Raw genomic sequence first — 15,067 nt, forward strand, 5'->3', positions numbered from 1 at the left:
GCGGATCTGAGCGGTGTTCTCGCAGACATACGCGATGGCGTCAGCGACTTGCTCCGTCGACCTGTGACCGCGTCCCACTGACCTTCCCCAGAAGGTAGATTCCCGCGGTCCCAGCACCGCGAGCTGCCGCAATCGTACGCTAAGTCACAGTCGCCACACAGGAGGATCGGAATGGGATCTCGGGACGACCTGATCGAGCAACTCGGCGAGGTCCTGTCGCGAATCCGGGAGACCCTCGATCCATCGCCGGCGTTGGCGCCGGTTGTCGTGGCGGTGGCGGCGGACCTGGCGCGCAGCCTGGATGAACGACACTCCCTGGACGTCGAGGCCAGGTACGTGCTCGGCTGGCTGACGTGGCACCAGGCCGAGGCCCTGCCGGACTGGCAGCAGCAATCCGCGATCGACAACGCGCTGGAGCTGCTGTCCCCGGCGGCGAGCTTGATCGGTCAACTGGGGTTCCCCGAGCAGCTGCTGCCCGCACTCGGGGAGCTGGCCATGCCGGAGCTGACCGCCATGGTCGAACACGCGAGGGCGAGCCGCGACACGGCACTGCTGACGGAGGCGATCGTCCGATGCGGCCACGTGCTGGAAGCCGCTCCGGCGACACAACCGGAGATTGCCCGGCGGATGTCGTTCCTCGGGGTCGCACTGCTCACCCGGTTCCAGCAAACCGGTGACACCGAAGACATCGACAACGCGGTGGCTGCCGTCCGCCGGGCGGTGGAACTCGGCGACGGCGATCGCAACATCGACATGTACCTGTCGAATCTCTGCGCGATTCTCAAGACCCGCCACGAGCACACCCACGACGCACGGGATCTGGACGAGGCCATCGCCCTCGGGCGCCGGTCTGTTGCCGTGGCCACGGCGGACAAGCTGGCCGGCATGCTGTCGAACCTGAGCGCAGTGCTGCTGATGCGCTTCGACCTGACGAGCAGTCCGGACGATCTGGCCGAGGCGACCGACGCCGCCCGGCGTGCGGTCGCGACCGCACACACCGCTGATCCGAACCGGCCGGCCATGCTCAACAACCTCGCCAGGGCGCTGCACCAGGGTTTCACCCTCGGCGGCCCGGCAGCGGACCTGGACGAAGCCGTGCGGGCCGGGCGCCTTGCCGTGCAGGCCGGCGAGGGACAGCTCGACGCGGAGATGTTCCTGTCGAATCTCGAAGCCGTGTTGCGGAGCAGGTTCGACCTGAGCGGACGCGCGGAAGACCTGGACGAGGCCATCGTGGCCGCTCGCCGGCTTGTCTCGCTCACCCGGGTGAGCAGTCCCGTGCAAGCCGGCCGCCTGATCAGACTCGGTAGCGCGCTCCTGGCGCGGTACGGGAAGACGCACGTGGCTGCGGATCTGGACGAGGCCATAGCCGTGAGCCGCCGAGCAGCCGCCGGGCCGGCAGATGACCCGGGCCGGGTCTCCGCGGTGGAGTTGCTCGATCGAGGGCTGTCGGCGCGCTTCGAGAGCTCCGGCGTACCCGGTGATCAGGACGAAGCGATCGCTGCCCGGCGGACGATCGTCGAGGCCACCCTGGCCGGTGCCCCCGAGCGGAGCGAGCGTCTGTCCGGCGTTGCGTTCGCGCTGCTGGATCGCTTTCACAGAAGGAAGGATCCGCGAGATCTGGACGAGGTGGTCGACGCCCTCCGCGCTGCCGTGACGGCCGCGGCAACCGACATCGATCGGCTGTACTGCCTGTCGGATCTCTGCGGTGCATTGTTCATCCGCTACCCGCACCAGGACGGGCGCGGCGACCTGGACGAGGCCGCGAGCATCGCGCGCGACGTTGCCGTGTCGGCACTGCCCGAGCCACCACCGGGCGTGCTGCTCAACCTGGCGCACGTGCTGGACCAGCGCGCTCGGGTGGCGGCGGTGCTGGACGATCTCGACGCAGCGATCACCCTGGTACGACGCGCTGCCGCAGCGATCGCCACCGGCGGTCCGTCGTCGAGCCGTCGGCCCCGTGGATACATCCAGTTGCGTGCCTCGGACATCTGGGACGACCGGACCGGCCGGGACGAGCCCGGACATGCCGAGGTGTTGCGCCTGCTCAGCGCGTACCTGCTGCGGCGGTTCGAATGGACCGATGTGCCGGCCGACATCGACGAGGCGATCCGGACGCGACGCCAGGTGGTCGCGGTGACCAGCGGCGATGACGCCGAACACACCCGCGGCGTGATGTCGCTCAGCTACGCGCTCAAGGCCCGGTTCACCCGGACCGGCAATGGTCCGGACCTCGACGAAGCACTGGAGAACGGTCGGCGCGCGCTCGCGCACGATCCCGGCAACGCCCTCTTCCTCGTATCGGTGAGCGATACGTTGAGAATCCGGTTCGAGCAGCTCGGCGCCGAGCCTGACCTTGACGAGGCCATCGAGCTAGCCCGCCGCGCGACCGGGCTCCTGCCGGGGGACAGCGATCGCCGGGCGGATGCGTTCGCGAACCTCTCCGGGCTGCTGCGCGCCCGCTTCGACCTGCAGCCGTACTCCGGCGACATCGGCGAGGCAGTGGATGCCGCGCGTCAGGCCGTGCTGGCCGCGGGGGACGAAGACTTCGACCGACCGAAGTTGCTGCTCACCCTGGCGCGAGCGCTCGAAGTCCGGATCCGGGACACCGGCCGCCGTGGTTCCCGCGGCGAGACCGACCCCGGGGTCGATATCGAGGCGGACCGGTCGGAGGCGCTCCGCGTGCTCGCGGACCTCGTCGGCTGCGCCACGGCGGCACCGCGAATCCGGGTGGAGGGGGCCAAGATGGGCGCCTGGCTCGCGGTCGAGAATCGGGCCCCTGGCACCGAAGAGCTGGCGCTCGCCGCCGACCTGCTGGAATCCGCGGTTCATCTCGTGCCCGAAATCGCGCCACGCCGCATGCGCCACCACGAACAGCGGCACGCCATCCAGTCGGCCACCGGCCTCGCCGACAATGCCGCGGCGTTGGCGCTGCTCGCCCCGGGCCGCCCGGCGGAGCAACGCGCCGAGCGTGCACTGTCGTTGCTGGAAGCGGGGCGGGCGGTGCTCTTGAGCCAGCTCCTGGACACTCGAGGCGACCTGACCGATCTCCGGCAGGTTCGCCCCGACCTGGCGACCCGATTCACCGCGCTCCGCGAGCTGCTCGATCGGGACGCCGACCCGGCCATCCACGAGGGCGGGGACCGCATCGGAGCGGCCGCGGAGTTGACCGCGACGCTGCGAGAGATCCAGCGGCTGGACGGGTTCGCGACCTTCGCCCTTCCTCCGACCGCGGACGAGTTGCGTAGGGCGGCTGACCAGGGCCCGGTCGTCACGTTCAACGTCGCGTACGGCGGCCACGCACTCCTGCTCACCAAGGACGACATCACGGCACTACCGCTGCCGGCCCTGACGGCACCCGCGGTGATCGACCAAGTCAACGCGTTCCACGTCGCACTCCGCGAAGCGTACGATCCGGGCGCGGATCGCGTTGCGGCGCAAGGCGTCCTGACGGAGGTGCTCAAATGGCTCTGGGACAACGTCACCGGCCCGGTGCTCGATGCCCTCGGCTACCACGGGACTCTCGCCGATGATGCATCGTTGCCGCGGTTGTGGTGGGCACCCGGTGGATACCTCAGCCTGTTGCCGCTGCACGCTGCGGGGCACCACGACACCCCGGCAAGCGGGCGGACGGTGCTGGACCGAGTCGTGTCCTCCTACACCCCCACGATCAGAAGCCTGCGGCACGCTCGGCACCGGCAGGCAGCCGCCAATGCTGCCCCGAACCGCTCACTGATCATCGCCATGCCCGTCACTCCGGGGCTGTCGGAGCTGCGCAACGTCGTCACCGAAACCGAACTGCTGACCGGCATTCTGCCCAGCCCGCACATCCTGACCCGGCCCGATCGATACCAGGTCCTTGCGGAGCTGCCCCGCAATCGCATCGCGCACTTCGCCTGCCACGGGAGCTACGACATCGAGAACCCGGCGAACAGTCGACTCTTGTTGCACGACCACGAACAGAACCCACTGAGCGTCGGTGACCTCAGCGCCGTCAATCTCGACGGCGCACAACTGGCGTATCTCTCCGCCTGTCACACCGCCGTGAACTCGGCCGATCGCCTGCTGGATGAGGCGATGCACCTTGCCGGGGCCCTGCAGGCGGCCGGTTTCCCGCAGGTCGTCGGAACGTTGTGGGAGCTGGACGACGAAGTCGCGGTCGAGATCACCGAAGACTTCTATCGCGGGCTACGCATCCCGGGCACCGAGACTCTCGACCCCGCCCGCGCCGCGTACTCCCTGCACCGGGCTATCCGTGAGCAGCGCGACTGCTACCCCGGCACACCGTCCCTGTGGGCGTCGCACATGCACTTCGGCTCATGAGCGTGGTCATGCCTCGCCCAGGATGATCGGACGGAGCGACGGGAGATACCGGACGAACGGATCGCTCCGGAACGACAACGGGCCGGATCGGAGCAGCGTCGCGCCGAACTCCGGGCTGTCCGGCCGTGGACCGTGCACACCGGTCGGAGTGCCGTCACCGCCGACGTCGGCCGAGGTCGCATAGACCGGCCCGAAGGCCCGCAGCATCTCCGCCGTCTCGACACCGGCCGCCGGGCAGCCAAGGAACACCAACGCATCCGCGGTCAGACCGTGATCTCGTCCGGCGAATCCGGCGACCAGTCCGCCGTACCCTTGCGCGATCACCACCACCCTGGCCGCCTTCTTGTGGCGCCCGAAGGCTTCCGCCGTCACCGGCAGGCCGGCGAGGAAACTCGCGAGCCGAGGAACGCCCGGTACGGCGTACGCCGGGTCCCGAGCCTCCGCCGCCGTCTGAGGCGCCACGTAGTCGGCCCAGACAACCACCGAGATGTCGTCGTCGTCCGGCGCCACCGCGAGCCGGCGAAACAGATTCTCCGCCTGCTCCATCAGCCGGTCCAGGTGAAGCGGCCCAGTGCCGACACCAGGAACGATGACGACGACATACCGCGCATTGTCCGGGTTGTTCCGCGCGATGATCACACGCCCGTCTTCAGGATGAAACCCCAGCAACAAGATGCGATTGTCGTCCGACATGGCCGACAGTCTGCCCGCCCAGGAGTCCATCGCGGCTGTTGATGGCTGGATGACGCGGGCCGGCTAGGCCGGTGGGTGGCGGGAGGGGGACTGGGGGCGGGCCTTGACCAGGCCGTCCCTGATCGTGGTGAGCAGCGTGAGGGCTGCATCGAGGTGTGTGTCGTCGCCTGCGGCCTCACCAACGGCGGTCGCCCACTCGTGTCTCACCAGGGCGTAGTTGGCGCGGCCATGCTCTGTTGCGCTGACGGTGACGCCGCGGCCGTCGGCCGGGTTGGCCTGCCGCTCGATCAGGCCCTTGTGCTCCAGGCCACGCAGCGTCGTGGACAGGTTGGTGCGTTGAAGCCCGGTGGCGGCAGCGATCTGGCTGGGGGCGGCTGTGGCTTCGTCCTGGAGCAGGTAGCGCATCACCATGCCTTCGGACTGGGTCAAGCCGACCGCCTCCGCGTCCGTGTAACCGCGGTACTGGAGTTCCCTGCTGATGACCAGTGCCAGGTCGGCGAGGTCGGCCCAGCTCTGCTCGGCGGCTGATCTGCGGGCTCTCCGCGGGCTGCGCCGCGGCGATGGGTTCTTGGTCACATCGCCAGCATAGTTGATTGCCTGCCCATAGTTATGAGGACATACTAATTCTGGTCAGATAGTTATCACCTCATAGTTAATTGGAGAAGCAATGGCCGTCACTCTCTCCGCGCGGCAGGCCGGGCGTCCCTCGCCGCGCGCGGTTGCGCTCTCCGGTGGGCTGCACCCGGCGGGTGTGTTCTTCCTGCTCGCGGGCGCGTTCCTGCCGATCATGGATTTCTTCATCACCAACGTCGCGTTGCCGAGCATCGACGCATCCCTGCACGCCTCGGCCTCCGAACTCGAGCTGATCATCGCCGGGTACGGCGTCGCGTACGCCGCCCTGCTCGTCCTCGGCGGCCGGCTCGGCGACCGCTTCGGCCGGCACCGGATCTTTCTCGGCGCACTCGTCGGATTCATCGTGGCCTCGGCGGTGTGTGGCTTCGCGCCGACCGTCGGCGTACTGATCGCTGCCCGCATCGTGCAGGGCGCGACCGCTGCGTTGCTGGTCCCGCAGGTGCTTGCGACCTTCCATCACACGCTCGAGCACGAACGAAAGGCCCGAGCCCTCGCCCTGTACGGCGCAACGTCCGGTATCGCGGCCGTGGTCGGGCAACTCGTCGGCGGACTGCTGGTCAGCGCGGACATCGCCGGGATGTCCTGGCGGCCGATCTTCCTGGTCAACGTGCCGATCGGCCTGGTCGTACTCCTGGTCGCCGTCCGCATCGTGCCCAACACGCGCTCGGACCACCCGGTCGGCATTGACCTGCCCGGGACCGTGTTGTTCGCCGCGACGCTGACCGCCCTGCTGATCCCGCTCACCGAAGGCCACTCGCTGGGATGGCCGTGGTGGACGTGGGCGATGATCGGCCTCGCGGTCGTGATGGGCGCCATCACCATCGTGGTGGAGCGGCGCGCCGAGCAGCGTGGTCAGATCCCGCTGCTACCACCGTCGCTGCTCAAGCTGCCCTCGATGTCGCGCGGCCTGGTGATGGTGTTCGCGTTCAGCATCGGCTTCGGCGCGTTCATGTTCGTCTTCGCCCTGACCGTCCAGGACGGCCTCCACCAAGACGCACTCCATGGCGGCCTGGCGATCCTGCCGATGGCGGTGATGTTCTTTCTCGGTTCGCTGTTCGCGCCCCGGTTGATCGGCCGCTTCGGGCGGGCGGCGCTGTCGGCCGGCGCGGTCATCCAGTTCGTCGGTCTCGCCACACTGATCGCCGTCGTGGTCGATCGCTGGCCGCACGTCCACCTGTGGGACATGGCCGTCCCGCTCGCGTTGTCCGGAGCCGGTGGGTCGATGCTGTTCGCCGGCCTGTTCCGCAGTGTGCTGGCCGACGTACCGACTCATCTCGGCGGAGTCGGCAGCGGCGTACTGATCACCCTCCAGCAGAGCGGCCTCGCTCTCGGCGTGGCCACCCTCGGCACGCTCTACCTCGCCCGTGCCGAGCACAACACCCCGCACGCCTTCGCCACCGTCGAATCCGTGCAGATGGTCATCATCGCCCTGCTCGCCATCGGCGCCGCCGCCCTGCCGCGGTTCACCACGGCGGCCGCGGACGCGCCCGTACTCGACGCCTGACCGGAGAGTCGACATGAGTCTGCTCGATCTGTCGCGGTGGCAGTTCGTCATCACCGTGATGTTCCACATGACGTTCCCGGCCATCACGGTCGGGCTGTCGATCCTGCTGAGCGTCCTCTACGGGATGTACTGGAGGACTCGCAAGGCGGTCTATCTGCAGATGTTCCGGTTCTGGCGGCGCGTCTTCGCGGTCGGATTCGCGATCGGTGTCGTGGCCGGCATCGTCATCACCTTCGAGATGGGGCTGAACTGGGGCGTCTACGCGGCCAAGACCGGTCCGATCATCGGCCCGATCATCGGGATGGAGGTCGTCACGGCGTTCTTCGTCGAGGCCGGGTTCATCGGTGTCCTGCTGTACGGCGATGGCCGGGTCCGGCACGGCACGATGTTCGCCTCGACAGTGATGGTTGCTCTCGGCACGATTCTGTCCTCGACCTGGATCATCGCCGCCAATTCCTGGATGCAGACGCCGGCCGGGTTCGTCGTCCGCGACGGGCGGTTCGAGCCGACCGACTGGGTGGACACGATCTTCAACCCGTCGTTCGTCTGGCGGTGGCCGCACATGGTGCTCGCCGTCCTGATCTCCGCCGCCTTCTTCGTGGCCGGCATCGGCGCGTACTACCTGGTGAAGGGCCGGGCGTTGCCGTTCGCCCGCCGGTCCGTGTCCATCGCTCTGGGGATCGCGGCGATGCTGGTCCCGGTCCAGATCTTCGTCGGTGACCACACCGCCGGCGCGGTACTACCGCATCAGCTGTCCAAGCTCGAGGCCCTGGAAGGCAACTGGACAGAGGGCAACACCGGCTTCGTCCTCTTCGCGATCCCCGATCAGCAGGCCGAGCGCAATCTGGTGGAGCTGAACATCCCGTGCCTGGGCAGCGCGATCAACCGGGACCTCACCTGCAAGACGGCGATCCCCGGTCTGGACCTGACGCCCAAGGCCGATCGGCCGGACATGGCCGCGGTCTTCTGGGGTTTCCGGGTCATGTTCCTGGCCGCGCTGCTGATGTTCGGCACCGTCTTCACCGCGACGATCCTGCGCTTCCGCCGAAAACTGTGGACCTCGAGACGCTTCCACCGGTTCCTGCTCTGGACGACACCTGTGGGCATCCTCGCGATCCTGGGCGGCTGGGCCACCGCTGAGACGGGTCGTCAGCCGTGGGTCGTGTTCGGTCAGTTGCGCACCGCGGACGCGGTCTCGCACCTGGCGCCCGGCGAGCTCGTGTTCTCCGTGCTGGGCTTCTCGTTGCTGTACGTCGTGATGCTGGTCGCGTACATCGCCTACATCGTGCACACCGTGCGGATCGGCCCCGACCAGGTCGCCCCCGACGAACGACACCCGGCCCTCGACTCGGTACCAACGGCGAGTCTGGCCGGGGGAAGGGCGAACTGATGACCACGATCTGGTTCCTGCTCATCCTGCTGTGTCTGCTGATGTACGTCGTACTGGACGGCTACGACCTGGGTATCGGCATCGCCTCCTTGGCCGAACCGGACGCCAACCATCGACACGAGCTGCTCGAACAGGTCGCTCAGGCCTGGGACGGTAACGAGACCTGGCTGGTCCTGCTCGGGGTCAGCCTGTGGGCCGGCTTCCCGGCAGCCTTCGGCACGATCCTCCCGCACGCCTACCTGCCGGTGATCGTCATGTTGTTCGCGCTGATCGTTCGCGGGGTCAGTGTCGAGATGGCGTCACAGGCTCATCCCGCGCCTCGCTGGGAACGAGCGTTCGGCGTCGCCTCGCTGATCGCGGCGCTTGCTCAGGGCGTGGCCGTTGCGACCCTTACTGCGCACCTGACCGTGGTGCAGGGGGCATTCTCCGGTTCGCCGTTCGGCGCGATCAGCTGGTTCTCGGCGCTGTCCGCTGTGACCGTCGCCTGTGGCTATCTGGCACTGGGGTACGCCTACACGAAGTGGAAGGCGACCGGACAACTCCGTGCCCGAGCGGGCAGCCGCGGCGTGGTCAGCGCAGTCTTGGCGTCGTTGCTGGCTGTCGGGTGCCTGATCGCCGTGGGTGCGACCGCCACGCCGCTGAGCCTGCACGGTCCGGCGCGGGTCATCGCCTTCGCCGGGGTCCTACTGTTCGCCGTGGCCGGCGTGGTGATGAGTGTGACGACCTTGCGCCCGACCTCGCCGTACGACGGCCTCCCGCTCGCGGGCCTGGTCACCGTCGTCGTGGCCCTCGTCATTGCCTTGGTGCTGGCTCGCTATCCGGTGCTGGCCTCGCCGGACCTGACGCTCGCCAACACCTCGGCTCCGCCCGGCACACTGGCGTTCCTCGCGGTCGGGATCGGGCTCAACGTGCCACTGATCCTCTTCTACAACTGGTTCGCCCACCACGCCTTCCGAGGCAAGGCACCGGCCAACCATCTCTCCAACGGAACCACAGGAGGCGCCCGATGAGCGCTCGAACCCAGGTCGCACACCCAGTGCGCCGATTGCTCACCCGGACGGTGCTGACTGTTGTCGGAATCGTCGTCGCCTGGTTGCTCTACTGCGTCTGCCAGGGAATGTTCTCCGGCTATCCCAAGCATCACGGCCAGTTGCTGAGCACGCTGGGCATGCTCCTCATCGCCCTCACCGGCGGGATCGCCTGGATTGTCGACGAACACCGGATTCACGATGACGACTGACCAGGCCGGGACGGCAACTGTGGAAGCCCGCGAGTGGCTCGGCGCCGCCGCGACGCCGGGCCGTCGGTGGCTGCTCAGTGCCGCCGGCTGCCAGGCGCTGGAGACGGCGTTCACCATCGTCCAGTGGACTGGTTTGGCATTGGTCGCGGGCGATGTTCTGGCCGGCGATCGGCCGAGCTGGCTGGGATTGGGCGTCCTGTTCGGCGGTGGTCTCCTGGCGGCGGGAGCTACCTGGAGTACGGCGCGATTCCAGGCAGTCGGCCGCCAACGAATCGCTCACGCCCTTCGGCGGCGCTTGGTGGCCGGGCTGCTACCGGCCGGGCAGCGGGATGGAGAGCCGGATCCCGCGACGGCTGCACTCGCAACGGTGGAGTTGACCGACGACATCGCCGACTTCCATGCGCAGAGCACTCCCCAGCGACTGTCTGCTCCCGTGTCGATGGCACTGATCCTCAGTGTCACCGCGATGCTCCAGTGGCCGGCCGCCGTGATCCTGCTGCTGGCCAGCTTGCTCATCCCACTGAACCTGCGGCTCGCGGGCCTGTTCGCCAAGGAAGGCGCCGACGCCCAGGCGGCGGCCGGTGCAAGGCTCGCCGCCGTCGTCCTCGACAGCTTCCGCGGCCTGCAAACACTGCGGAACATCTCGGCGCTGGAACGTCGCCGTTCCGAGCTTGCCCGTGCGGCCGCCGATCTGAACGCCACCACCATCGCGGTCATCCGGCGGGCGTCGCTCTCCGGAGCGGTGATGGACGTCGTCATCACCTTCTCGATCGCGGCGAACGCGACGTACATCGGTCTCTCACTGCTCGGCTACGTGCGGATGGGCGCCGCGCCCGGCATGACGCTGTTCCGTGGCTTGCTCGCTCTGCTGGTCTGCCCGATGTATTTCCAGCCGCTGCGCGCCATGGCCGCCTCCTTCCACAGCAGGGAGCGGGCACTGTCTGCGGTACCGGCGATCAGTGGTTTCCTGGCCGAGCCTTCATCGAATGCCGAACGTGTATCGCCCGCCGGCGAACCCGTAACTGTTGTCCTGGACAACGTCTCTCTCCGCTTTCCCACGGCCGACGAGCCGACGCTGCGCGGACTGAACCTGACCGGCCAGGCGGGATCGTGGACGGCCGTGGCCGGACCGTCGGGCGCCGGCAAGACCACCTTGCTGTCGCTGATCGCCGGCGTACGCGCGCCCAGTCACGGGACCGTCCAGTGGCTGACCCCGACCGGTGCGTCGGCACCGTGGCTTGGCGGCTGTGCCTGGATCGGTCAGCAGACGGTGCTGCTTCCGGGATCGATCGGCGACAACATCCGGATCGGACGACCGGACGCCGGCCGGGCGGACCTCGAGCGGGCGGTCGCCGCGGCCGGGCTGGCCGAGGTCGTCGCACGACTTCCGCTGAGACTGGACACGCCGCTCGGGGAGGGCGGCTGGGGTCTGTCGACCGGCGAGGCGCGCCGCATCGCGATCGCCCGCGCGTTCCTCAGCGAGGCGGGTCTATGGGTCCTGGACGAGCCGACCGCGCACCTTGACGCGGACACGGAGGCTCAGCTCATCGTTGCCCTACGCAACGCTACCCGGGGCCGCACGGTCATCGTGGCGACGCACTCGACGGCCCTCGCCCGCTCCGCCGACCTCCTGTTCGGTCTGAGCGATGGGACGATCCACACCGTCCGGGAGGAGACGCGGGTATGAAAGCGAGGACACTCGCATCACTCGGGCTGCTACTGGCCGTTCTTGCGGAGGCTTGCTCTGTCGGGCTTCTCGGACTCTCCGGATGGTTCATCGCCGCTTCAGCCGTGGCCGGAGCCAGCGCTTACAGCGCGTTCTCCTACCTCGCGCCGAGCGGCGGGGTCCGCGCCTTCGCGCTGGGCAGGATCGCGACCGGGTATGCCAACCGGGTCGTCCTGCACGCCGCGGCGCAACGCCGGATCAGCGCGGCCAGGCTCGCCGTGTACGACCAAGCCGCGCGGTCCGAAGGCACTGCTTGGTCCGGTCAGTCGCTGGACCGGGTGATGGCCGACGCAGACACCACCGGCATGGCGCTCATGCAGGCCACTGCGCCCGTGGTCGTCGCCGCCGTGATGACCGTGGGAGGCTGCGTCGCGATCGTCTTCGCCGGCTATCCGCTCGCGGCGCTGACCTTGGCCGCAGCCGTGATCGCCTGTGCCGTGCTCGCCGTGGCTTCCGCGCGGCGGATGGATGACACGACCCGCACCCGTGGGCTGCTGCGGACCGAACTGGTGACCGCGGTCGAGGCATGGCCCGAGATGGCGTCACTGGGCGCCACAGACCAGCTGGCGCACCGCACTCTGCAACGGCTGGCCGCCTTCGAGAGCAGGCGAAACCGCCACGCGGCGACGACCGCGCACGCTCTGGGCGGCACGCGTGCAGTGACGGCTACCGCGCTGCTGCTCACCGTGCTGCTCACCGCGCGGTCCGGCGCCACGATCGCGACGGTGGTCTTCGTCGGTCTGCTCACCGCCGGTGTCATGGCCAACGCCGAGCGTCTGGTCACGGCCGCGAGCGTGTGGGTCCAGTCCCGCCAGGCCGAGGCCCACCTCGCGCCGGTCGGCGAGGACGAGACTCGCCGGCCAGAGGTTGCCCCAACCTTCCGGGCGACGTACGACGGTCGCCGCCTCGCAGTCTCCGGATACCTGCTGCCCGAGACGCCCACGCGGGATGCACGCGAGATCGCATTCGCCGTCTCCGCCGGCGAAACCCTTGTCATCACCGGCCCGTCCGGCAGCGGCAAGACCACACTCGTCACCGCCATCGCCACAGCGCTGCGGCGACAACCCGGTCCGGCCGTCGTCACCGCCGTACTGGCCGACGACTATCTGTTCACCGGGACGGTCGCCGACAACCTCCGTCTGGCCAACCCCACCGCATCCGACGCCGATGTCACGGATCTGCTAACCGCGATGGCTTTGCACCGCGCCGGAGTGGAGCCGCAAACCACCATCGGCGTCGGCGGGCGCAACCTGTCCGGCGGCGAACAGCGCCGACTCCACCTCGCCCGCGCCCTCGCCACCCAACCCGATGTCCTGCTCATCGACGAGCCGACGACCGGCCTGGACACCGCCACCGCCCGACAAGTCCTGCCCGCGGTACGGCGCCGGCTGCCTCGGGCCGTCCTGGTCGTCGCGATGCACGAACCGGCGGTCGACACGCAATCCCTCGGCCCCCACTGGACCACGGTGTCCGTCGAGTGAGGGCCCAGGGGGGCAGCGCTGAGGTCGAGGCCGACTCTGCGGGCTGGATCAGAGGCCGCGGATGTAGAAGACCTTGCTGACGCCCGAGTGGAAGTTGTAGCAGGTCGGGAAGTAGACGCGATACGGGATCAAACCCTTGTACGCCGGTTGGGCGGACACGGTGAACCGCCCGCTCTGCCGGATCGCGGCGGTGCTGACACCACGCCACTGGGACGCGCCGTACAGGCGTTGCAGAGTGACCTTGCAGGCCGCCGGTGAGCCGAGCACGTTGCCGTTGACCGGGACGATCGTCCCGACCGGGGCGCTGGTCTTCGACGGTGCCGCCGAGACGATCCCGGGCCGGGCGACGGCGATTCCCAGACCGCCGATGTCCAACGGTTTGCCGGGGATCCGCAGGCAGTTGACGGCTTCCGCGGCCGACGCCGGATAGGCCTTGGTGACGGTCCCGCTCGTACTGGTGCGGAGGAATTCGCCGGTGAGGGACTCGACGCACTGGCTGTCGACACCGAGCATCACCGCGAACCGGTTCGTGTAGGGCTTTCCGGTCGCCGAGTCGGTGACGGCCCAGGTGATCGAGTAGCCGGATCCGAACGGCACGAGCCGCGGGGTCACCGACGCGGTGATCTTCGGCTGGTGGTAGCCGGTGACGGCCAGCGCCGGTCCGTCGAACGGCGTCGGCTCGATCTCCGTCCCGTAGACGGTCATGCTGAACGGCCCCGTCGTCACTCCGATGACCTTGAAGGTGCCGTTGGCAGTCGAGGGAACGTTCACGACTCCGGCCCACTCGCCGTTCTGCGTGGTTCCTGACACCCGCGGCAGATCGGCCGAGACCAGGTACGTGAGCTTCCCGGTTCCGCTTGTCCGCTGCAGATGAGCCACCAGGGGGATGTTCGCGTTCAGCGGGTCGGCGGACTTGTAGCCGCCCTTGACCCTGACCCCTATCGGCACGGTGTTGAGCCCGGAGACCGCGACCGCGGTGCGGTTCAGGCTGACGTCGGTGATGGTCAGGTTCGGATCCGGTGCCGCCTGAGCGGACGGCATCGCTGCGAGCAACAGCCCCAGCAGTGGCGCTGTGAGGAGCGCCGCCAGTACTCGCCGAATGCCTCGGTTGTGAACATGCAACATCTCAGTGCCCTTCTTGTCTGCGCTCCTTGTTCAGCTAGATGCCGCGAGGTGCGGGGTTTGTTACTCACCACCGGGACACGACCGGCGTTACCGGCCGCGAGGGCGCCTAGCATCTGGCCATGGATCAGGAGTTCGTCGGCGAGGTCATCGAGTGGAAGACGTCGCTGTGGCCGAAGGACGGTGGCTACCTGCTTCCGTTGAAGGACGCCGTGCGCAAGCCCGAAGGACTCGATGCAGGCGACGCGGTGGACGTTCGGCTCACGTTCGACGCGCTGCCCCACAAACAGAAGCGACCCTCGGCCAAGCGAGTGCCCGTTCGCCGCCCGACCGGCTCGCGGGAGCCGGTCACCGCCGATCAACTCACGATCCGGCCGGCCAACCAGGCGGCTTGGGAGGACTTGCGGGCGGTCTTCGGCACGACCGGCGACACCGCACGGTGCTGGTGCCGGCGATTTCGGATGCTGCCCAAGGAGTCATGGGCGTCCGAGGGTCCCGAAGAGCTCGCCGCCCGGCTCCGCGACCAGACCGCCTGTGGCAACCGAACGGCACGGGCGACGAGCGGCCTGGTCGCGTACCTCGACGGCGAGCCCGTCGGCTGGTGCGCCGTCGCGCCGCGGGCGGACCACCCGAGGCTGCTCCGCGACTACCGCGTCCCCTGGCTGGGCCGCAACGAGGACAAGGCCGACACCACCGTCTGGGCCCTGACCTGCTTCGTCACCCGCGTCGGCTACCGGCGCCGAGGCGTCGGCCGCGCACTCGCCCGCGCCGCCGTCGGATTCGCGCGTGAACGCGGCGCCCGCGCCGTCGAGGGTTACCCGGACTTCGTCGACGGCGGATCCGTCGGCACTCTCGCGATGTTCGCCGATGCCGGCTTCGCCGAGGTGAGCCGCCCGGGCAACCGCCGCGCCGTCATGCGCATCGACTTCTGAGCCTTCTGGGCCCTGTCCGTTCGCCG

At 68.8% G+C, this 15,067-nt stretch carries 11 protein-coding genes; 8 read left to right on the forward strand and 3 right to left on the reverse strand.

From position 1 onward, the window contains the following. Positions 1 to 171: 171 nt before the first annotated feature. Positions 172 to 4,320: a CHAT domain-containing protein gene (locus ACGFIF_RS16885; RefSeq protein ID WP_393155358.1), complete on the forward strand. Its 4,149-nt coding sequence runs from the start codon at positions 172 to 174 to the stop codon at positions 4,318 to 4,320. 6 nt (positions 4,321 to 4,326) lie between these two features. Here ACGFIF_RS16885 and ACGFIF_RS16890 read toward each other — a convergent pair whose 3' ends face one another. Next, a complete protein-coding gene (locus ACGFIF_RS16890) occupies positions 4,327 to 5,013 on the reverse strand; it encodes an alpha/beta hydrolase (RefSeq protein ID WP_393155359.1) in 687 nt (228 codons plus the stop codon). Positions 5,014 to 5,076: 63 nt separating this feature from the next. Further along, complete coding sequence (locus tag ACGFIF_RS16895) at positions 5,077 to 5,589, reverse strand: MarR family winged helix-turn-helix transcriptional regulator (RefSeq protein WP_393155361.1); 513 nt, start codon at positions 5,587 to 5,589, stop codon at positions 5,077 to 5,079. A gap of 91 nt (positions 5,590 to 5,680) precedes the next feature. Here ACGFIF_RS16895 and ACGFIF_RS16900 point away from each other — a divergent pair, with 91 nt between their 5' ends. Genes ACGFIF_RS16900 through ACGFIF_RS16925 form a run of 6 tightly spaced genes read left to right on the forward strand, consistent with a single transcriptional unit; the run spans position 5,681 to position 12,987 of the window. After that, positions 5,681 to 7,150 carry an MFS transporter gene (locus ACGFIF_RS16900; protein WP_393155362.1) on the forward strand — a complete coding sequence of 490 codons (1,470 nt, stop codon included), beginning with the start codon at positions 5,681 to 5,683 and terminating at the stop codon, positions 7,148 to 7,150. 13 nt (positions 7,151 to 7,163) lie between these two features. Beyond that, positions 7,164 to 8,540, forward strand: a complete 1,377-nt coding sequence (locus ACGFIF_RS16905) for a cytochrome ubiquinol oxidase subunit I (RefSeq protein WP_393155363.1) — start codon at positions 7,164 to 7,166, stop codon at positions 8,538 to 8,540. Further along, positions 8,540 to 9,550, forward strand: a complete 1,011-nt coding sequence (locus tag ACGFIF_RS16910) for a cytochrome d ubiquinol oxidase subunit II (protein WP_393155365.1) — start codon at positions 8,540 to 8,542, stop codon at positions 9,548 to 9,550. Before ACGFIF_RS16905 ends, ACGFIF_RS16910 begins: the two co-directional genes overlap by 1 nt. Further along, positions 9,547 to 9,780 (forward strand): hypothetical protein, encoded by a 234-nt coding sequence (locus ACGFIF_RS16915; RefSeq protein ID WP_393155367.1) that lies wholly within the window; start codon positions 9,547 to 9,549, stop codon positions 9,778 to 9,780. Before ACGFIF_RS16910 ends, ACGFIF_RS16915 begins: the two co-directional genes overlap by 4 nt. Then, positions 9,770 to 11,467: an ATP-binding cassette domain-containing protein gene (locus ACGFIF_RS16920; RefSeq protein WP_393155369.1), complete on the forward strand. Its 1,698-nt coding sequence runs from the start codon at positions 9,770 to 9,772 to the stop codon at positions 11,465 to 11,467. Before ACGFIF_RS16915 ends, ACGFIF_RS16920 begins: the two co-directional genes overlap by 11 nt. Further along, positions 11,464 to 12,987, forward strand: a complete 1,524-nt coding sequence (locus ACGFIF_RS16925) for an ATP-binding cassette domain-containing protein (protein ID WP_393155371.1) — start codon at positions 11,464 to 11,466, stop codon at positions 12,985 to 12,987. Before ACGFIF_RS16920 ends, ACGFIF_RS16925 begins: the two co-directional genes overlap by 4 nt. A 48-nt stretch (positions 12,988 to 13,035) precedes the next feature. On the opposite strand, the gene ACGFIF_RS16930 is transcribed toward ACGFIF_RS16925, so the two are convergent. Then, on the reverse strand, positions 13,036 to 14,112 hold the full coding sequence (locus ACGFIF_RS16930; RefSeq protein WP_393155373.1) for a hypothetical protein: 1,077 nt from the start codon (positions 14,110 to 14,112) through the stop codon (positions 13,036 to 13,038). Positions 14,113 to 14,231: 119 nt separating this feature from the next. On the opposite strand from ACGFIF_RS16930, the gene ACGFIF_RS16935 reads away from it, so the two are divergent. Further along, the gene (locus ACGFIF_RS16935; protein ID WP_393155374.1) at positions 14,232 to 15,041 is read left to right on the forward strand and encodes a GNAT family N-acetyltransferase; all 810 of its coding nucleotides are present in this window, start codon (positions 14,232 to 14,234) and stop codon (positions 15,039 to 15,041) included. Positions 15,042 to 15,067: the final 26 nt, after the last annotated feature.

It is taken from the genome of Kribbella sp. NPDC049174 (assembly GCF_043197365.1).
In the GTDB taxonomy this organism is placed as follows: Bacteria; Actinomycetota; Actinomycetes; order Propionibacteriales; family Kribbellaceae; genus Kribbella.

Coding starts and splice junctions, on each gene's coding strand:
- ACGFIF_RS16885 (WP_393155358.1), top strand. CDS start 172: ATGGGATCTCGGGACGACCTGATCGAGCAACTCGGCGAGGTCCTGTCG.
- ACGFIF_RS16890 (WP_393155359.1), bottom strand. CDS start 5,013: ATGTCGGACGACAATCGCATCTTGTTGCTGGGGTTTCATCCTGAAGAC.
- ACGFIF_RS16900 (WP_393155362.1), top strand. CDS start 5,681: ATGGCCGTCACTCTCTCCGCGCGGCAGGCCGGGCGTCCCTCGCCGCGC.
- ACGFIF_RS16905 (WP_393155363.1), top strand. CDS start 7,164: ATGAGTCTGCTCGATCTGTCGCGGTGGCAGTTCGTCATCACCGTGATG.
- ACGFIF_RS16910 (WP_393155365.1), top strand. CDS start 8,540: ATGACCACGATCTGGTTCCTGCTCATCCTGCTGTGTCTGCTGATGTAC.
- ACGFIF_RS16915 (WP_393155367.1), top strand. CDS start 9,547: ATGAGCGCTCGAACCCAGGTCGCACACCCAGTGCGCCGATTGCTCACC.
- ACGFIF_RS16920 (WP_393155369.1), top strand. CDS start 9,770: ATGACGACTGACCAGGCCGGGACGGCAACTGTGGAAGCCCGCGAGTGG.
- ACGFIF_RS16925 (WP_393155371.1), top strand. CDS start 11,464: ATGAAAGCGAGGACACTCGCATCACTCGGGCTGCTACTGGCCGTTCTT.
- ACGFIF_RS16930 (WP_393155373.1), bottom strand. CDS start 14,112: ATGTTGCATGTTCACAACCGAGGCATTCGGCGAGTACTGGCGGCGCTC.
- ACGFIF_RS16935 (WP_393155374.1), top strand. CDS start 14,232: ATGGATCAGGAGTTCGTCGGCGAGGTCATCGAGTGGAAGACGTCGCTG.